This is a genomic window from Oceanobacillus sp. M60 (assembly GCF_053839645.1).
Window position 1 is genome coordinate 158925 of sequence record NZ_JBSSNH010000008.1, and the last position, 16655, is coordinate 175579.

Here is a 16655-nt window from a genome sequence, read left to right on the forward strand (position 1 = left end):
TCTAACCTCCTATATTTAGAATAATATTTCTATATTCATCCATTTTGGCAGTGACATTGGGTGGAACAACAATCGTTGAATCAAGCTGTTCAATAATACATGGCCCTTGTATTTCTTCACCAACACCAATTAAATTTCGGTCATATATATTTGTTTCTACATATCCATCGCACTCCTCAAAATAAACATTCCTTTTGTCTACTATGCCCTTTCCTGACTCTGAATCCGTTTTATATTTTTTCAAAGAGACTTTCTTTTTTTCAGCTGAAACGACCGTTCGAAAATTTACGATTTGAACTTCTTCCTTATAATTTGCATAACCATATCTTTTTTCATGGGTCTTATGAAAACGATCAATTATTTGATTAAGTTGAGCTTCGTTCTCGAGTTCACCTGTAAGTTGAACCGATAATTCATAATTCTGTCCTTTATAACGCATGTTTAATGAACGGTTAACAATTCTATGGCTTTCTTCAATGTTTTCTTTTTCAAACCATTTACCGGCTTTACTATCTAGTTTTTTTAATTCTATTTGAATATCATTTAAGTTGGTTGAATCAGCCATCATTATTTTTGTTTGTACATAATCCATTTTTAAATCTGCAACTAATAATCCGAGAGCGCATAAAATCCCGGGACTTTCTGGTATTAAAACTGTTTTCATACCGAGCTCTCTTGCAACATCAACCGCATGTAATGGCCCAGCCCCGCCATATGCCACCAACGTAAAGTCTCTAGGATTATGTCCACGTTCAACTGAAACAACTCGAACAGCCCTCATGATATTTGAATTAATTACTTTAATTATTCCTTGAGCAACCTCATTATTTTCCATATTTAGCGGTTTGGCTAATTTATTATCTACAGCTTGATGAGCTCCTGCTGAGTCGACCTTCATTTTCCCGCCTAATATTTCTTTAGGATTTAATCTTCTCAATAGTATATTTGCGTCAGTTACTGTAGGCTCTTCACCACCCAATCCATAACTTACAGGACCTGGCTCAGCCCCGGCGCTGTGTGGACCAACTTTAAGTACTCCACCACTATCAATCCAAGCAATACTTCCGCCTCCTGCACCTACCGCATGAATATCTATCATAGGTAAGTTTACTGGAAAACCAGCCACTTTTTTGCCAGTAGCACTATTAGCCTTTAAATCTTGAATCAAACAAACATCGGTACTTGTCCCTCCCATATCTAATGTAATAATATTTTCAAAACCAGCTAACTCGGAGACATAAATAGCGCCAGAAACCCCAGCACTAGGACCTGATAAAGCAGTACGTACCGGATTTTTTTTCGTTGTGGAAGTAGACATCGTTCCACCACTTGATTGACTAATATAAGGATTTACATCTATCCCATTATTTTTTAAATTATTTTCAAATCTATTAATATAATCACTAACAACTGGACCTATATAACTGTTAAGAATGGTTGTGCTTAAACGTTCATACTCTCTATACTCGGGTAATACTTCGCTAGATATTGACACAAATACATTGGGGTACGTTTCATTGATAATATTTTTAATAACTTTTTCATGTTCAGGGTTTATATAAGAATGTAAAAAACAAACCGCGATAGACTCTATACCCTCTTCTATTAGCTCAGTCACAGTTTTTTTAGCTTCCTCGACATCAATTTTTTTATAAATACTTCCATCATGCAGTATTCTCTCATCCACTTCTTTCCGGAGCCTTCTTTTAATAAGCTGTTCTGGTTTATCTTCTGTCAAATCATATAAAGATGGTCGCGTTTGTCGAGCAATTTCTACGATGTCTCGAAAGCCTGATGTAGTTAATAAACCAGTTTTAGTACCTGTCCTTTGAATCGCAGCATTCGTCCCTACTGTTGTTCCATGAACAAGATAATTAATATCACTTTTTAATAAATTGTTTTCTTCCATAATTGTATTAATACCATCTATAATAGCCGTAGAGGGGTCTTTATTTGTAGAAGATAGCTTATAGATTAATATTTTTCCAGACTGTTCATCAAAAATACAAACATCAGTAAAAGTTCCTCCTACATCTATTCCTATTCTATATCCCAAAATTCTTCCTCCTCTTTTATACTCATCGATTGTAAACGCTAACAATATATTTTTTTAAAAATAACCAGATTTACGTTAATTAATAATAAGTTTTTCTAGTAGGTTCCCTTTTTGGCTTCTATTTGTCTCTTTAGCTTAGTGATATATAAGAGTTGATTACATCTTAAATCCCTTAATCAACGCTGCCTATATAGATAAACACATTGCTGTTTGTACTCCCCAACTTCATTGAGTTAATATGTTACAGTTCATAATACAACAATATATATTGCTTAACAACACTAAATGTTGCTATTGTGTAAAATGATTCTTTATATCACTGTTCCTTCACCGTACTTTCTAGCCCCAAACTACTAACTTATTATCTTAAAAAGATTATCTTGTAAAGTAAACGCGCGTATACTTAAATATTTTCATCTCTATAGCTTATACCATATCCATTCACGCCCTATATCAGTTATATAGTTAGACAATATCTCTCTTTGATTGAGAAGATACTTTTTCCTCATTAGATTGAGGAGATTGAGGTTTTTCAAATAATCCAAATAATTTACTCACAACAAGTAACAATACTAATATACCTAAAGCCGATACCCCTATTATTAATGAGCTGCTATTTAACATGAGCACTGGAATGATAGAAGTTATTAATCCCCCGCCTAAGATCGGACTATAAAATGGAGCTCTTAATGCAAAACCTTTAGCAGCATCCGTTTTCATTTCTGGGTCTACGGTTCTTAATAACATTAAACCAATAGCTGTCACTCCGGAATATGCTCCATAATGTACTATCGAATTTTCAAACCAATCTTTAGGAAAAAATCTTTTTCCAAGAAAATAAAAGTACCAAATCATAACAGCCACCGTTATAATTGTTATAATTGCTAACGGCACAGCAAACTCTAATACAATTGGAATTTGAATGGAAGCTACTGCTCCTAACACTAAAAAATCTAATGCGATACCCTGAATTCTATTCAGGGTATTAACGTCTATCATATCGACATACTTCGTTTTTGAAATAACTAAATTAACTATAAGTCCTCCAATCATTGCAAGAGGGAAAAGAGGTATACCAGGAATATATAAGGCAATTGTTTGTTGGATAAACCATCCAATAAGAATTGCAATTGAAATAAGACCTGCATGAAAAGCAAAACTCTCTACTAAATCCGGGTTTAAAGTATTTACAGAGTTTGACTTTTGAGCTTTTATTGGTATTACATCACTGTCGTTACTTCCACTCAATTCTTCCGATTTTTTTATAATCGAAGTGTATCCTTTTCTTACACCATGGTTTATCATTATTACTCCCGAAATTATACCTATTATGATTCCAAAAGTAGCCGCCGTAACGCCTAATGATGCTCCATCAGTCCATCCCAGATCATTATATACTTCAATCATACCGGCTGCTGTTCCATGACCGCCAGCCCATCCTACTTCAATTATCGAAGCAAACATTTCATTTAAATCAAATAATGGAATTAAAATTAATGAAGCTACTATCAATGGGATGGATATTTGTAATAAACTACCCGTATAGCTATATATTAAATGTCTTGCAACCAATTTCCCTGTACCATCTTGTTTCTCTTTTTTCATTCCAATAAGCATTGGAGCAAAAACAACTGATATCAATATTCCTGCTAATGCTCCCCATGTGCTAACCATTTCTTCCGAAAACAATTTAGCACCGTAAGGACCTAAAAACAAACCCAAAATCCCTGCTATTAATGATGCTGGAATAAAATACTTTTTAAATATTTTTATCTTTAATCTTACGAATATAGCTAATACTAATAGCAGCCCCATAACTGTAAAATAAAATAATAAGCTATTAAGATTTTCTGACGTTATAGCTTCTGTTGGTATCATCCTTTTCCCTCCCTCTCACAACTAATGTAAACCCTTACAAATTCACACCAAAGTAGGGTTTCCCCACATATCAAAATTAGTACCTATATTTTCTTGTATTGCTTTCTCATAAATCACAGATGCTAACGCTACATCCTGAATACCCATTCCAACACTATTAAAATAAATAAATTCCTCATCACTTGTCCTTGATGATTTTACGGCATTAACCACCTCACCCAGTTGAGCATGTATTTTATTTTCTTCAAACTTTCCTTCTGCATACATAATAGAAATAGATTCTACTCCTCGATGCTTAAGTTCTTCCCAATCATCTACAACAATCTTATCTGCTTTATCTATAACTTCAAATTCACATTCATGACTTCCTACATGTAAATATAATGCTCCTTTTTCAATCCATTCATATTTCACTATCGGAACCTTTGAAACAGTAGCTGTTATAAATACATCTGATCCTCTAACAGCTTCTTCAGCTGTATTAACTACAGTTATTGGTAAATTAGTTTTTTCACTCATTTCCTCTGCAAATTGCTTTGCACGTTCAATATTTAAGTCATTTATTTTTACTTCAGATAAATCTTCTAAAACATGTTTCATTGCTAAAAGCTGTGTTTTATTTTGCGCCCCAGCTCCAATTAAACCTAATACTTTAGAATTTTTCTTTGCTAAATGTTTAGCGGCTACCCCTGAATTTGCTCCAGTCCTCATTGCACTTAGCAACATTCCATCCATAATTGCCTTAGGAAATAATGTCTCATAATCATTTAATATTATAATCCCAGATGCTCTTGGCAACCCATATTTATCAGGATTTGTTGGCGAACTGGAAATCCATTTTATACCTACTGAATTAAAATCTCCTTCGATTGCTGCTGGCATTGAATTTATTCTGCCTCTTGTAGTCTCCGTTTCTATATCCCCCCAACGCAATACATTTTTATTTGGTAGTACATACTCTCCTTTTTGATGCAATGAAAAAACTTCTTCCATCGTTTTAATAGCAAGAGATATGTCCTCACCACCACTTCTTTTAACTTCTTCTTGGTTTAAAATTAATAAATTTGTTTTCAAAATACTTTCCTCCTTTTCAGAATTAATATATAATTTAAATTATCACAATTATTCTTGCTAAGCAACAATATTTTTTGCAAAGGAGGAAAAGAAGAATGGGAGTTCTCATTATAGGGGCTGGAAATGGCGGTCTTGCTTTTGGTGCAAAATTAATTGAAAGGGGTATAAAAGTTAATTTATATGATAAATTTGATAGCGCTATCAATCCTATTCAAGAAAACAATAACGAGATAACAATGATTTCAAATGGGAGAACAAAAAAACTTAGGTTTAATTTCGTATCAAATAACCTAAAAGAAACTCTTATTGACATGAATTTTATATTTGTTGTAGTTCCTGCTTTTGCCCATCATTCAATTGCAATAGAGTTATCAGAAACTATTATAGAGAATCAAATTGTTGTATTGCATCCCGGCAGGACTGGAGGCGCATTAGAATTTAAAAATATTTTTACTTCAAAAAGAAAAGAAAATATAATCGCTGAGGCAGAAACAATGCTATTTGCTGCTAGAAAAGATAATCCAACAGAAATAAAAATTCATGGAGTAAAGAAAAGTGTAGGCCTTGCCTCAATCCCTACATCCATGTCCCAGAAAATAACGGATCAGGTAAATAATTATCTTCCTTATTTCCATAATAGCGAAAGCGTTATAACAACTAGTCTGAGCAATATAGGAGCTATTTTTCATCCTGTGCCATTTTTATTTAATTTAACAAGAATAGAATGTAAAGAGAATTTTAAGTATTACCATGAAGGTATCACGCCATCAATTTCCAAATTATTGGAATCACTTGATAAAGAGAGATTGACTATAGCACAAGGATTTGGCTTGGATATCCAATCTGCAAAAGAATGGGTTAACTTTAATTACGAAGTTAACGGAAAAACATTGTATGAGGCAATTCAATTGAATAACAGTTATAAAGATATTTCTGCTCCAACTGATATTCATTCAAGGTATGTTATGGAGGATATACCAATGAGCTTGGTACCTATGAGGGAGCTTGCAAAGTTAGCTAACATAAAAACCCCTTTAATCGATTCTATTGTCAATACAGCATCAAAGTTATATAATTATGACTTTATTTGTAATGGAAGGCGAATAGAACATATGAAATTAAATTCTTTACGCACCACACCTACTAAATAAAGCATTTATTAATCTTAACTATCGAATAATTTTAATTTATTAATCAATACTTATTCAAATTATGATATGGTTAAATAGAAAAGAAATTCAAAATCATAAACTAACTGGAGAGAGAAATATGTCATTGTTTGAGAAAATACAAAATTCCTTAGATACTTTAAGTGGCGCGAAAAAAAGAGTAGCATATTATATCCTGGATAACTGGCTAGAGGCAGCTTTTTTGCCTGCTTCAAAAGTTGCTAGAAGTGCTGACGTTAGTGAATCAGTTGTTGTTCGATTTTCTCAGGATTTGGGCTATTCGGGCTTCCCCCAATTTCAGAAAGAATTACAGGTAATCCTTAAATCTAGACTCGCAAATCCAAAAGATGAAATTATTAATAATGACAAAGTAGATTTTAAAAATCATAATAAAGATCTTTTAAAGATATATAATAAATCAATTAAAAATATCGACGAAGTATTTAATAAAAATTCATTGGATACATTTGTTAATTTCATGAATAAAATAGTAGATGCAAAAAAGATTTTGATACTAGCAAGACAAAATTCTTACGGTCCAGCTGCTATGTTAAATGTTCATTTAAATGAAGTATTTTCTAAGTCCAACCTCATAGACGGAGAATCTGTAGAAGCGTTAGATTATATACGAGGTTTAACAAAAGATGATTTAGTAATCTTTATATCTATTCCTTCATATTCTAAAAGAATGCGATTATACAGTGACTTTCTAAAAGAAAAAGCAATTCCTCAAGTTGCAATTACAAATTCACGATCCCATAATATTGGACAAAATGCAGACCTTTTATTATTAACTAGTATCCATTCCTATTCTTATTCTAATTCACATCTGGGGACAGTTTTTATCATTGATATACTTATTTATTTAATTACTGAAAATAATAAAAGCGAATTATTGAAGTATATTGAGGACACTAAATTATTTAATGAACGATTTGGCATAACAGAATAAACAAAATACTTTTCTTAGCGTTGATATCTCTTCAACGCTTTTTAACAAACGGACGCCTTTTCATAAGTAATAATCTCGCAGGTCGTTTCATTCGGGCCGTCACCTTCGGACGCAAAAACTGGTATTTTTCTACCAGGATGGCTGGAGCTCCAGCGAACACCATTGGGTATTGTATCATCCAAACAGCTAAAGAAAATGGAATTAATCCATTTGAATACTTAACCGTTTTATTTACAGAACTTCCTCAGCTTGATATTTTTCATTCGGAACAATGGGAAAACTATTTTCCGTGGAGTGCTTATATCCAAGCCAAAGTGAAGCCACTTTTCAAACATATAAAACGAGCATAACAGCCTTAAAAGGAGCTTCTTTACGAAAAGTTTACTCCTTTTAGGGCTATTTATCATTGCATCATATTATTTCCCGCTTACCGCAATCATCTGAAATTCCACTGACAAGTCATCTTCTTTCATTCCAGATGGCATTGTCAATGCAGGATACCCCGTAAAATTAAAGGGGATGTATACCAAATTACATAATTTCCAATATTTTCATTTAACTTCCTTTTAAACATAAGTTTTTCATCAATATACGGAGGCAAAATTGGCATTGTTAGGGTTATCATGATATCAATAAGTAACAAGAATATCATCTTATTAGCTTATATAAAAAAGCGAATAATAATACCTTCTTCGTTTATCATTCGCCTTTTATATTCTGTTTTCTTTTTAACCTACAATATGTTTTTGTTTCAAAAATGCCTTCCCATGACGAAGATGTTCTAAAGGTGTTCCTGGTGCATATTCTAAAATCAATTCACAGTCTGGATGAATATCATTTAAAGCATCTAAAATGTCATCCCAATTGATTTTTCCCTTTCCAATTGGGAGATGTTCATCTGCTTCTCCAAAATTATCGTGAATATGAAGCCCTAATAATCTACCTTTTACAGTATGGATAACTTTAGGTATATTCCAATTATCCAACTGGGCATGTCCAATATCAATTAAATAGCCCGCTGTATCATCTATCTCGTCTAGAAAATGACCAAATTCCTCTTCGCTAAAAAGAGCGCTCCCTTGATAACCGACATTTTCAACAGCAAGATGCACATCCAAAGGTTTGGCAATATCACATAATTGTTTGATATATGCAGCAGATCGCTGTTGTGCCTGCTTTTTATCAAAAACTGGAGAAAAGCAAAACCCTGGATGAATCACTACATGTTTCGCACCAATCATTCCGGCAAATTCAATTGCTTTTTTATATTCATCAAATGCCGTCTTTCTAACAGCTTTATTTTCACTTGTTAAATTAATATCCCACGCTGGAGGATGAACACTAAAATCGACAGGAAGTTTTCTTAATTCTTCTGCCAGTACTTCAAAAATATCTTCCATATCATTCCAAGCATGTCCATCCATCATCAATTCAATCTTATCCGCCCCACAATCAATCAATTCATGAGCGTTTGTTAGAATATCCTCATTCAATAAAATTAAATCGGAGTATGTGATTTGATTATTCATTATACATTCACCTTTCTCTCATTAGAATATGTGTTATCATCTTCCATTTCTAACCCTTGGGGATAACCAATATTTCTTTTCGTGTCTTTATCAAAGAAATGAATTTTCTCCATAACAGGACAAACATATACATTCTGGCCTTGTGTCCAATTCTTACTCTCACTCATTGCGATAATTTCCTGTCCTTCCACATTTATATATACACCATAGTTATTCCCCTGATTTTCAATATATTTCACTTGGCCCCGAACTCCTTTTTGAGAAAATACAGGTGATAATTCAATATGTTCTGGTCGAATACCGAATAGTAGCTGATTCGTTCCTGTCTGGTTCACATACTGTTTCCACATCTCATTTAGTAAGAAAGATTGACTCCCTATATTGACTGCGCCATGGTCATATTCTATATTCAAAATATTTGCTGGTGGAGAACCAATAAATTTAGCAGTAAATACATTAGCAGGCCGATGATATACATTATCAGGTGTATCGATCATTTGTAATTCCCCGTTGTACATCAGCACAATCCGATCAGCAAATGTGGTTGCTTCTATCTGATCATGTGTTACATAAACAATGGTCTGGCCAAACATTTCATGAATTTTCATCAGCTCCTTACGTGCAGAAACCCGAAGCTGCGCATCTAAATTAGATAATGGTTCATCCAGAAGGAAAAAATCACTTCTATTCACCGTTGCACGAGCCAGCGCTACCCGTTGTCGTTGCCCACCTGAAAGCTGTTTTGGCAAACGATTTTCATACCCTTTCAGTTGGAGCATTTCCAGTACAAAATCAAGCCGCCGTTTTATTTCTTTCTTTTCAACCTTTTTGACTTTCAAGGCATACATAATATTCTGTTTCACGGTCATATGCGGATATAAAGCGTAATTTTGGAATACCATTGAAACATTTCGTTTTCCACTTGGCGTATCGTTTACCCTTTGTCCATTCATATATAAATTTCCTGACGTTATTTCTTCCAGCCCAGCAATCATTCTTAATATAGTTGACTTCCCGCATCCAGAAGGACCGAGCAAGATTAATCGTTCTCCTTCTCTCACCGTAAAATTCAAATCCTTTACTACTTCTGTGTCAGCATATACCTTCCTTACATTCTCAAATTTTATTTCCTTCACTACATTCCCCTCCATTACTTAATACCAGATGACGTAAACGTTCCAATAATATACTTTTGGAATGACAAATATAAAATAAGTGGAATAATCATTGTAATCACGGATACGGCCATTGCAACGGTGAAATTAGTTCCACCTTCAGAGCTAATGAACATTTGCAACGCTAAAGGCAACGTAAAATTCTCTGTTGTCTTTAAAATAAGCACAGGCCATACAAACTCATTCCATGTACTAATAAAGAACCAAATACCTACCGAAGTGACAGCTGGACGCACGAGGGGCAATACAATATCTTTCATAATTCTTCCATGGCTCATATTATCCAGCCTCGATACTTCAATCAGAGAAAGGGGAATATTTTTCATCGATTGGCGAATCAGGAAAATCCCCACGGCATCTGCCAACTGTGGAAGAATAACCCCCCAAACATTATCAAGCATTCCTAAATTTGAAATGATTAGATAGTTTGGTATCATCGTTACGGTAAAAGGTATAAAAATGGTACCAATTAATAGAAAATACAGGATCTCTTTTCCTTTAAACGAAAAATAAACAAAAGCATACGCTGCTAAAAAGGCGGTAACTAATTTAAAAATGGTAGCAACTGTAGCAACTACAAATGTATTCCATGTAATTTGAAAAATCGGCAACGTATCAAATAACGTTATATAATTTTCCAAAGTGGCATGGATTGGAATGATATTTAGAACGTTATTATACGCATCCTGTAATGGTTTAAAAGACATCCCAACCGCATAGATAACTGGTAAAATCATAATCAGGATCGTTATTATGAAAATAATATGCCAAACATTTTCTACACGCCGATTAATTTTCATAATAAATCCCCCGCTCTACATATCTAAATTCAAGAAACAGCAGTAATAAAAATAACGCCATGGTAATAATAGATATAGCTGCTGAATGCCCTGTACGATAAACAACAAAAGCTTCATGGTAAGCATGATAAATCAAATTAGAACTCGCGTAATCCGGACCGCCTTGTGAAATAACTTTTACGGGGGTAAACACATATTGCAAGCTCTGAACAATGGTGATAATAAATACATATATCCCTGTTGCACTACTCATCGGCAAAATAATTTGGAAGAATATACGTACGAGCGAAACGTTATCCATCCTTGCTGCTTCAATGATTTCTCTGGATATCCCATTAATGGATGCATATAAAAGGATGAAATTGTATCCAAAAACCTTCCAGGATGTAATCAAACTCAACACAACAATGATCCAGCCTTCTGCCTTTGTCCAATTAGGAATTTCCAAACCAAACCAGTTAAATAAAATAGCTACAGGACCTGAAACCGGATTTAATATCCAAGTGAATAAAATAGAGCCTACTACAAGCGAAATAAATGCTGGTAAAAACAAGGCACCTTTATAAAAGTTTTTATATTTACGCAGTACAAGATCAATCACAAATGCAAAAATATATGGAATGACGCAATTAACGATTAACAGTAATACAATGTAGAGGAACGTATTTCCTAAGATACGATAGGTCCTTGGATCGCTAAGAACTTCCGTATAGTTTTTTAACCCAACAAACTCTTTAGTGGGACTAATCATATTCCATTCAAAAAAACTTAAATATATGGTGTAGATAAATGGCCAAAAAGTAAAAACAGCAAAAATAATAATAGAAGGGATGAGCAATAAGTAACCAAACGCATTCTCTCTGTTAATATGCAGTTTTCCCTTTGCCACAGTTAACGAACTCATTTTATTGTTCCTCCACTTACTTCAGTTTTTAAAGAAATCGGAAGAAGGTTGCCCCTCTTCCGAAGCCCTTTTACATAGTTATGGCAGTAAAGCATTGATTTCATCTTGTGTTGTTTTCAATCCTTCTTCTGGAGAAATGCTCCCTTCTAATAGCTGTTCCCGCAAGTCAAGCAGCATTTGCTCTGCTTGTAATCCAGCATTACCAGGGAAAGAAGCCCAAGGAACCACCCCATCCATCTGATTGATTGCAGGAGTCATCATTTCATTTTCTTCTAAATAAGTTTTTAACCCATTTTCTGCTTCCGCTACATCATGGCGTGGCGGTACATAGCCTGTCCCTTTCGTCCATTCAGCCATTGCTTCTACGCTATATAGATAACTCATAAACTCCCACGCAGCTTTTTGTTCCTCTTCCTCTTGAGCAGTAATAGCCAGCATCGCTCCTCCAGCAGGAAGCCTTACTTCCTTTCCTTCCCATGCAGGTGATTCTACTGCTGCGACATCAAACTGTGCATTATCCTGAATATTGGAGCGCTGCGCAATCGTTGTATAAGTCATTGCTACACTCCCATCAATAAAGCTCTGCACACCCTGATCCCAGCCTATATGCAATGCCGTCTCATCTTCTACAATCATATCTGTAAGGAACTGATATGCTTCGATTCCTTCTTCGGATGCAAATGCTGCTTGGCCATCCTCAATAAACGATGCCCCATTACTTTCAAGTAAGGCTTGTGTTGCCCAGTTATCAGCAGGTTCTTGAAAATAAAGTCCGTAATTTCCTGTTTCCTCCTTAATCACTTTAGAAAATTCCTTTACCTCTTCCCATGTCTGTGGACCATCTTCATCCAGTCCTGCTTCTCTTAGCATATCTTTATTAATATACAAAACGGGTGTACTGAGAGAATAAGGAATACCAACCTGTTCTCCATCTGAATTCTTCGCAAGATCCATTACATTTGGCAGGAAATGATCTTCCAAAAATGTTGCGTCATCTGGAAAATGTTCCTCAATTACATGTTGCGGAGGTATATACTCGAAATTTTCAGAGAAATAATCCATAAAAGCCCACCCGATTTGTACAACAGCTGGAGAATTACCTGCAGCAGCTTCAGCTTGCATATTCTGCATCAAGCCTTTATACATATCCGGATTATATTTAGCGACAACCTCTACAGTATCACTTTGGGCATTAAATTCTTCCACAAGCTCTGCGACAGTTTGTCCTCCTTGTGTTTCCGCGTTAACATGCCAATACTCAATAACTGTTTTTCCATCTTCGTTACTTTCATTTCCTGCAGCTTCACTATTACATGCAGTAAGGAAAGATATAAGAATGATAAATAAAGCTATCTGCAACCACCGTTTCATTTACTTTCCTCCGTTCATTTTGTTTTGTATTCCTTCCAAAAGAGATAAGTTCTTATTTGACTTAAAGCACCATATTTTTAACAAAGATTAACAAGAAATCCCCTCCATTTGCTCGCCAATTAATTAACACTTAGCCATTAAAAACGAATCAAAATGTATTATGTATACTATTAATAACTCTATCTATATGTTTTTAGACTACACAACTGGCTGCACAGATTGTTTATTTCATTTTCACTACTGATTGTAACGTTCAATTATTAATAAGGAATAAAGGTATTGTAAACAATTATTAATCTTCTTTTAAATTAATTTAAAAGTAAGCGTTAAATCCCTCCCACCTATAAGTTATAAATCACGCATGAGATAATCTTCATAGAAAATAATTCAGAGGTTATACGATGACAAAGAAAAAAGAATAAAATGGAAAACAAGATAAGATGCATAGAAAGCTAGTGAAATGCAAGTTGCCGCATGGTGTCGAGAACAAGGTATTAAAGCGAGTCAAATGTATTATTGGATTCGAAAGTATGAAAAAGATGTTGCGCCTACACATGATGAAAGAATAATGGACACCAGTCCATATGGAGGAATGATTCCGTTTATCCTCTCCAGTCAGCGCCTGTATTCATCTATTTTGACACTCTTTCTGTCGAAGTACGCCCTGGTACGGATATGGCTTTGCGACAAACAGCACGTGTACTGCCTAAAAATGCCCTAAGTCAGGCTATTAAATATTGTCGTAACCAATGGGATCATTTAGAAGCATTTATGAAGGATGGTCGTCTCGAAATAGATAACAACCGGGGAGAGCGATTGATCAAACCATTCGTGATCGGTCGCAAAAAAACTGGTTATTTAGCAATACCGCTAAATTAGCTAAAGCTAGTGCCATTATCTATAGTGTTGTAGAGACAGCCGAGGAAAACGGATGGATTGGGAATGCGACATTCCTCAGGAAGTGTCGGTGACCAAGGTAAGAGGTGAGCTAACTTTTTCTTTATCAGACGTATCCATTTTGGGGAGTTCGGTGTCAAATGATGACAGATATTATGAACCATCCAATTCGAGTTCTATTAAATAGTGCGTATTTACCATCTATCGGGGTTACTTCTACAGCTTTCATCGAACTAGGATGGTAATTATACGCAGTGAAACTGGTAGTGGAACATGGAAGGTAAGCAGCCGAAGTCGCAAGAGAATTAGCTTTAGTTCCATAGACGCTGTAAAAATGGGGAACGAAGTATAAAGCGTACCAAGAGAACAGCTTTGTAGGAATCGCAGTCCTGATAATCAAGCTGGATAAACAAAGGTAAACGAATTCGTGATTTGGAAAAGATGGTAGCTATTCTAAAAAAGGCTATGGTCCATCTTCGCCAATAAGCCGGAATAATCTATGTATTTATCCAACGACACCGTCACGAATTTCGTGTAAAGAAGATGTGTCAGGTGTTTCCAAGAGCGGCTATTATGAGTGGATTGATCGCCTTGTCAGCGATCAATCCAAACGCAAAAAAAACTGATAGCTCAAATCAAACGTATATTTATCGCATCCAAAAAAAGATATGGAAGTTTTAAAATCACGTAGGTTTTACGTAGTGCATGAACAGATAATTTAAACATTTATTGGAGAGTCTCCCTACTAAAATAATATTAATTTGACACTAAAGGAAAGGCTGCCCGATAACAGTTGGTTTTATTTTTATCCTCACCCTCATTTTTTAAATTAAAATGTTCTTATCAATCAATTCATCTGCCATCATTTTAAGCTTTGTAATAAATTCATCACAATTTTCCGATTTTCTTAGTTGTTCAACATTGTATGATTCGGATACAATTTCAATAAAGAGCTCAAAAAATTTATTAAACTTTTTTGATTCCTTCTTATTAATCGCAACCAGTGCAACTACTTTAATTTCTTGATCAGACCATATGATTGGTTCCTGTAATGTTAATATGGATATCCCGCTCTTTAGTGCATCCAGCTCAACGGAATGAGGCACAGCAATTCCCGATGGAAAACTTGTTGGAGACATCTTCTCTCTCCGCTGCACACTATAATAAAAGTTCTCACCAACATATCCTTCTGCTATCATCATTTGATTCATATGTTTTATGATATCTGAAACCATCAATCCTGAAGGATCAATTTGATTAAAGTAAAGGCTTTCACTAAAGAATCTTTTTATAAGCTTATCTATTAAAACTTTCTGATGTTGTTTTTTCTTTACATCAACTCGTTTTTCAATTTTAATTAAATCTCTATCTGTAAGAAATGGCTTAATAAACACAGAACCTTCATAAGTAGTCGCCACTTTCCTGTCCGTCGTTACTAATAAATCATAATGAAAGAATTGATTATCATTATAATCAGAGACTGATTGAATTTGCACAGAAGACCCTAAACGATTTTTTATTTTTTTTGTTATTTGGTCTCTTATACCATGGTAATCATTAGCAATCAATAATACCCTAATATAATTCTTATCAATAGCCTTTTCTTTTTCAAGGAGAGAACCTATATGAAGCGCGATGAACGAAATCTCATCTTCATTAAATGTAATATCAATTTTTTCCTGAATTAATGAAGCAATATAAACTGATATATCATAAATAATTGGGTAGCTGATTTTAATATCAAGCAAATTACTATTTCTATTAAATTTTTGAAACTGTGATCTATAGAATAATCCTTGTAAATGTATGGCTAACTTATTGATAAAATCATTATCCTCAAAGTCAATTAAATATATATCTTCCGCTCTGCGCAGTACATCTCTTAATACGGATAAAATGGTACTATCAACATAAGCTTCTACCTGTTGTTCATTATTGTTTTCAATTAATGACTTATCATATAATCCAACAAATTGTAAAGCTAATTTATATATCTCTGATTCTGGAAAATGAATACCATACTTTCTAGCTAAAACTTTCGTTATTTCGTTTGTCAATGTGAGTTCTTGTTTATCCAAATTATCTTTTAATATGTCTTGATCATTTTCTGTTAAAATGTATCCTTGCCGAATTCTCTCCATGCTGATTGCAAAATGTAAGACAATGTTATTAAGAGAGTACTGATTAATAAATATATTAAGGTTTGATAAGGTAGAGCGAATAATATTCTTAATCTCATCTAAAGATATATCTTCTATCATTTGTTCAATACTTGATTTTAGTTCATCATAAACAGAATTACCCTCATCATATAATAGATCTACCATATATTTTCTTTTTGAATGCTCCGATCCTTCAAGTTTTACTAAATCACCTTTAATTGTAATTTTAAGAGTTTGTGATGGAAGACTTTGTTTCAACTCTTGAATATCATTTTTTAACGTCGATTCTGAAATAAATAGTTTTTCACTTAGTTCAAACAAATCAATTCCACTAGATGAATTTTTAAGCATTTCTAAGAATATTCTTGATTTACGGTCATTGAGTTTTAACTTCGATTCACTTAAATTCTGTTGATCTTTGTGCAGAGCATTTTTATTAAGTTTATAACCAATATTACTTGATTCAATTACATGTGATAATTCGCTGTTAATTGTTGAAACATAGTTTCTAATTGTTCGAGTTGAACAATTAAAGTATTCTGCCAGATCTTTAGAATTAACCCACTCATCATTTTTTTCGCTCAATATATCCAATAATTCTCTCTGCTTTTTATTCACTTTCATTCAATCTCCTTGAATTAAATAAAAGCAGATTATTGAAAACAATAACCTACTTTTATTTTACAAT

Annotated in this window: 13 protein-coding genes and 2 pseudogenes; 6 read left to right on the forward strand and 9 right to left on the reverse strand. The window is 34.1% G+C overall.

Annotated features, from left to right (window positions below; translation table 11 throughout):
* Position 1: 1 nt before the first annotated feature.
* From ACW0TQ_RS19440 to ACW0TQ_RS19450, 3 genes are all read right to left on the reverse strand, one after another.
* A complete protein-coding gene (locus tag ACW0TQ_RS19440; protein WP_455725933.1) occupies positions 2-2056 on the reverse strand; it encodes a hydantoinase/oxoprolinase family protein in 2055 nt (684 codons plus the stop codon).
* 465 nt (positions 2057-2521) lie between these two features.
* Complete coding sequence (locus ACW0TQ_RS19445; protein ID WP_256705143.1) at positions 2522-3934, reverse strand: sodium/glutamate symporter; 1413 nt, start codon at positions 3932-3934, stop codon at positions 2522-2524.
* Positions 3935-3976: 42 nt separating this feature from the next.
* Positions 3977-5008, reverse strand: a complete 1032-nt coding sequence (locus ACW0TQ_RS19450; protein ID WP_256705144.1) for an ornithine cyclodeaminase family protein — start codon at positions 5006-5008, stop codon at positions 3977-3979.
* A 95-nt stretch (positions 5009-5103) separates the two neighbouring features.
* On the opposite strand from ACW0TQ_RS19450, the gene ACW0TQ_RS19455 reads away from it, so the two are divergent.
* From ACW0TQ_RS19455 to ACW0TQ_RS19465, 3 genes are all read left to right on the forward strand, one after another.
* Positions 5104-6159, forward strand: coding sequence for an NAD/NADP octopine/nopaline dehydrogenase family protein (locus ACW0TQ_RS19455; protein ID WP_332094455.1), 1056 nt, complete (start codon positions 5104-5106; stop codon positions 6157-6159).
* A gap of 118 nt (positions 6160-6277) precedes the next feature.
* Entirely contained in the window at positions 6278-7129 is an 852-nt protein-coding gene (locus ACW0TQ_RS19460) for a MurR/RpiR family transcriptional regulator (protein WP_256705146.1), read from the forward strand.
* A gap of 20 nt (positions 7130-7149) precedes the next feature.
* Positions 7150-7479, forward strand: coding sequence for a transposase domain-containing protein (locus ACW0TQ_RS19465; protein WP_354005222.1), 330 nt, complete (start codon positions 7150-7152; stop codon positions 7477-7479).
* Positions 7480-7857: 378 nt separating this feature from the next.
* Here ACW0TQ_RS19465 and ACW0TQ_RS19470 read toward each other — a convergent pair whose 3' ends face one another.
* The 5 genes from ACW0TQ_RS19470 to ACW0TQ_RS19490 all read right to left on the reverse strand — a co-directional run bounded on the left by ACW0TQ_RS19470 (position 7858) and on the right by ACW0TQ_RS19490 (position 12908).
* Positions 7858-8658 carry a sugar phosphate isomerase/epimerase family protein gene (locus ACW0TQ_RS19470; RefSeq protein WP_289585025.1) on the reverse strand — a complete coding sequence of 267 codons (801 nt, stop codon included), beginning with the start codon at positions 8656-8658 and terminating at the stop codon, positions 7858-7860.
* Positions 8658-9794 carry an ABC transporter ATP-binding protein gene (locus tag ACW0TQ_RS19475; protein ID WP_289585024.1) on the reverse strand — a complete coding sequence of 379 codons (1137 nt, stop codon included), beginning with the start codon at positions 9792-9794 and terminating at the stop codon, positions 8658-8660. Before ACW0TQ_RS19475 ends, ACW0TQ_RS19470 begins: the two co-directional genes overlap by 1 nt.
* A 14-nt stretch (positions 9795-9808) precedes the next feature.
* The gene (locus ACW0TQ_RS19480) at positions 9809-10633 is read right to left on the reverse strand and encodes a carbohydrate ABC transporter permease (protein ID WP_256705149.1); all 825 of its coding nucleotides are present in this window, start codon (positions 10631-10633) and stop codon (positions 9809-9811) included.
* Positions 10623-11537 (reverse strand): carbohydrate ABC transporter permease, encoded by a 915-nt coding sequence (locus ACW0TQ_RS19485; protein WP_289585023.1) that lies wholly within the window; start codon positions 11535-11537, stop codon positions 10623-10625. Before ACW0TQ_RS19485 ends, ACW0TQ_RS19480 begins: the two co-directional genes overlap by 11 nt.
* A 78-nt stretch (positions 11538-11615) precedes the next feature.
* Positions 11616-12908, reverse strand: a complete 1293-nt coding sequence (locus tag ACW0TQ_RS19490; protein ID WP_256705151.1) for an ABC transporter substrate-binding protein — start codon at positions 12906-12908, stop codon at positions 11616-11618.
* A gap of 460 nt (positions 12909-13368) precedes the next feature.
* On the opposite strand from ACW0TQ_RS19490, the gene tnpA reads away from it, so the two are divergent.
* The 3 genes and pseudogenes from tnpA to ACW0TQ_RS19505 form a co-directional block, all read left to right on the forward strand.
* Positions 13369-13629, forward strand: a complete 261-nt coding sequence (tnpA, locus tag ACW0TQ_RS19495; protein WP_417629147.1) for an IS66 family insertion sequence element accessory protein TnpA — start codon at positions 13369-13371, stop codon at positions 13627-13629.
* A pseudogene (locus ACW0TQ_RS19500) lies at positions 13605-13840 on the forward strand (IS66 family transposase); the annotation flags it as partial. The gene tnpA and the pseudogene ACW0TQ_RS19500, both read left to right, overlap by 25 nt.
* A gap of 219 nt (positions 13841-14059) precedes the next feature.
* A pseudogene (locus tag ACW0TQ_RS19505) lies at positions 14060-14493 on the forward strand (transposase); the annotation flags it as partial.
* 136 nt (positions 14494-14629) lie between these two features.
* Here ACW0TQ_RS19505 and ACW0TQ_RS19510 read toward each other — a convergent pair.
* Positions 14630-16585: a BglG family transcription antiterminator gene (locus ACW0TQ_RS19510; protein WP_455725934.1), complete on the reverse strand. Its 1956-nt coding sequence runs from the start codon at positions 16583-16585 to the stop codon at positions 14630-14632.
* Positions 16586-16655: the final 70 nt, after the last annotated feature.

Bases quoted from the DNA above. Each gene is read 5' to 3' on its own strand.
- ACW0TQ_RS19445 (WP_256705143.1), bottom strand. From the start codon at position 3,934: ATGATACCAACAGAAGCTATAACGTCAGAAAATCTTAATAGCTTATTA.
- ACW0TQ_RS19455 (WP_332094455.1), top strand. From the start codon at position 5,104: ATGGGAGTTCTCATTATAGGGGCTGGAAATGGCGGTCTTGCTTTTGGT.
- ACW0TQ_RS19460 (WP_256705146.1), top strand. From the start codon at position 6,278: ATGTCATTGTTTGAGAAAATACAAAATTCCTTAGATACTTTAAGTGGC.
- ACW0TQ_RS19470 (WP_289585025.1), bottom strand. From the start codon at position 8,658: ATGAATAATCAAATCACATACTCCGATTTAATTTTATTGAATGAGGAT.
- ACW0TQ_RS19480 (WP_256705149.1), bottom strand. From the start codon at position 10,633: ATGAAAATTAATCGGCGTGTAGAAAATGTTTGGCATATTATTTTCATA.
- ACW0TQ_RS19485 (WP_289585023.1), bottom strand. From the start codon at position 11,537: ATGAGTTCGTTAACTGTGGCAAAGGGAAAACTGCATATTAACAGAGAG.
- ACW0TQ_RS19490 (WP_256705151.1), bottom strand. From the start codon at position 12,908: ATGAAACGGTGGTTGCAGATAGCTTTATTTATCATTCTTATATCTTTC.
- tnpA (WP_417629147.1), top strand. From the start codon at position 13,369: ATGCAAGTTGCCGCATGGTGTCGAGAACAAGGTATTAAAGCGAGTCAA.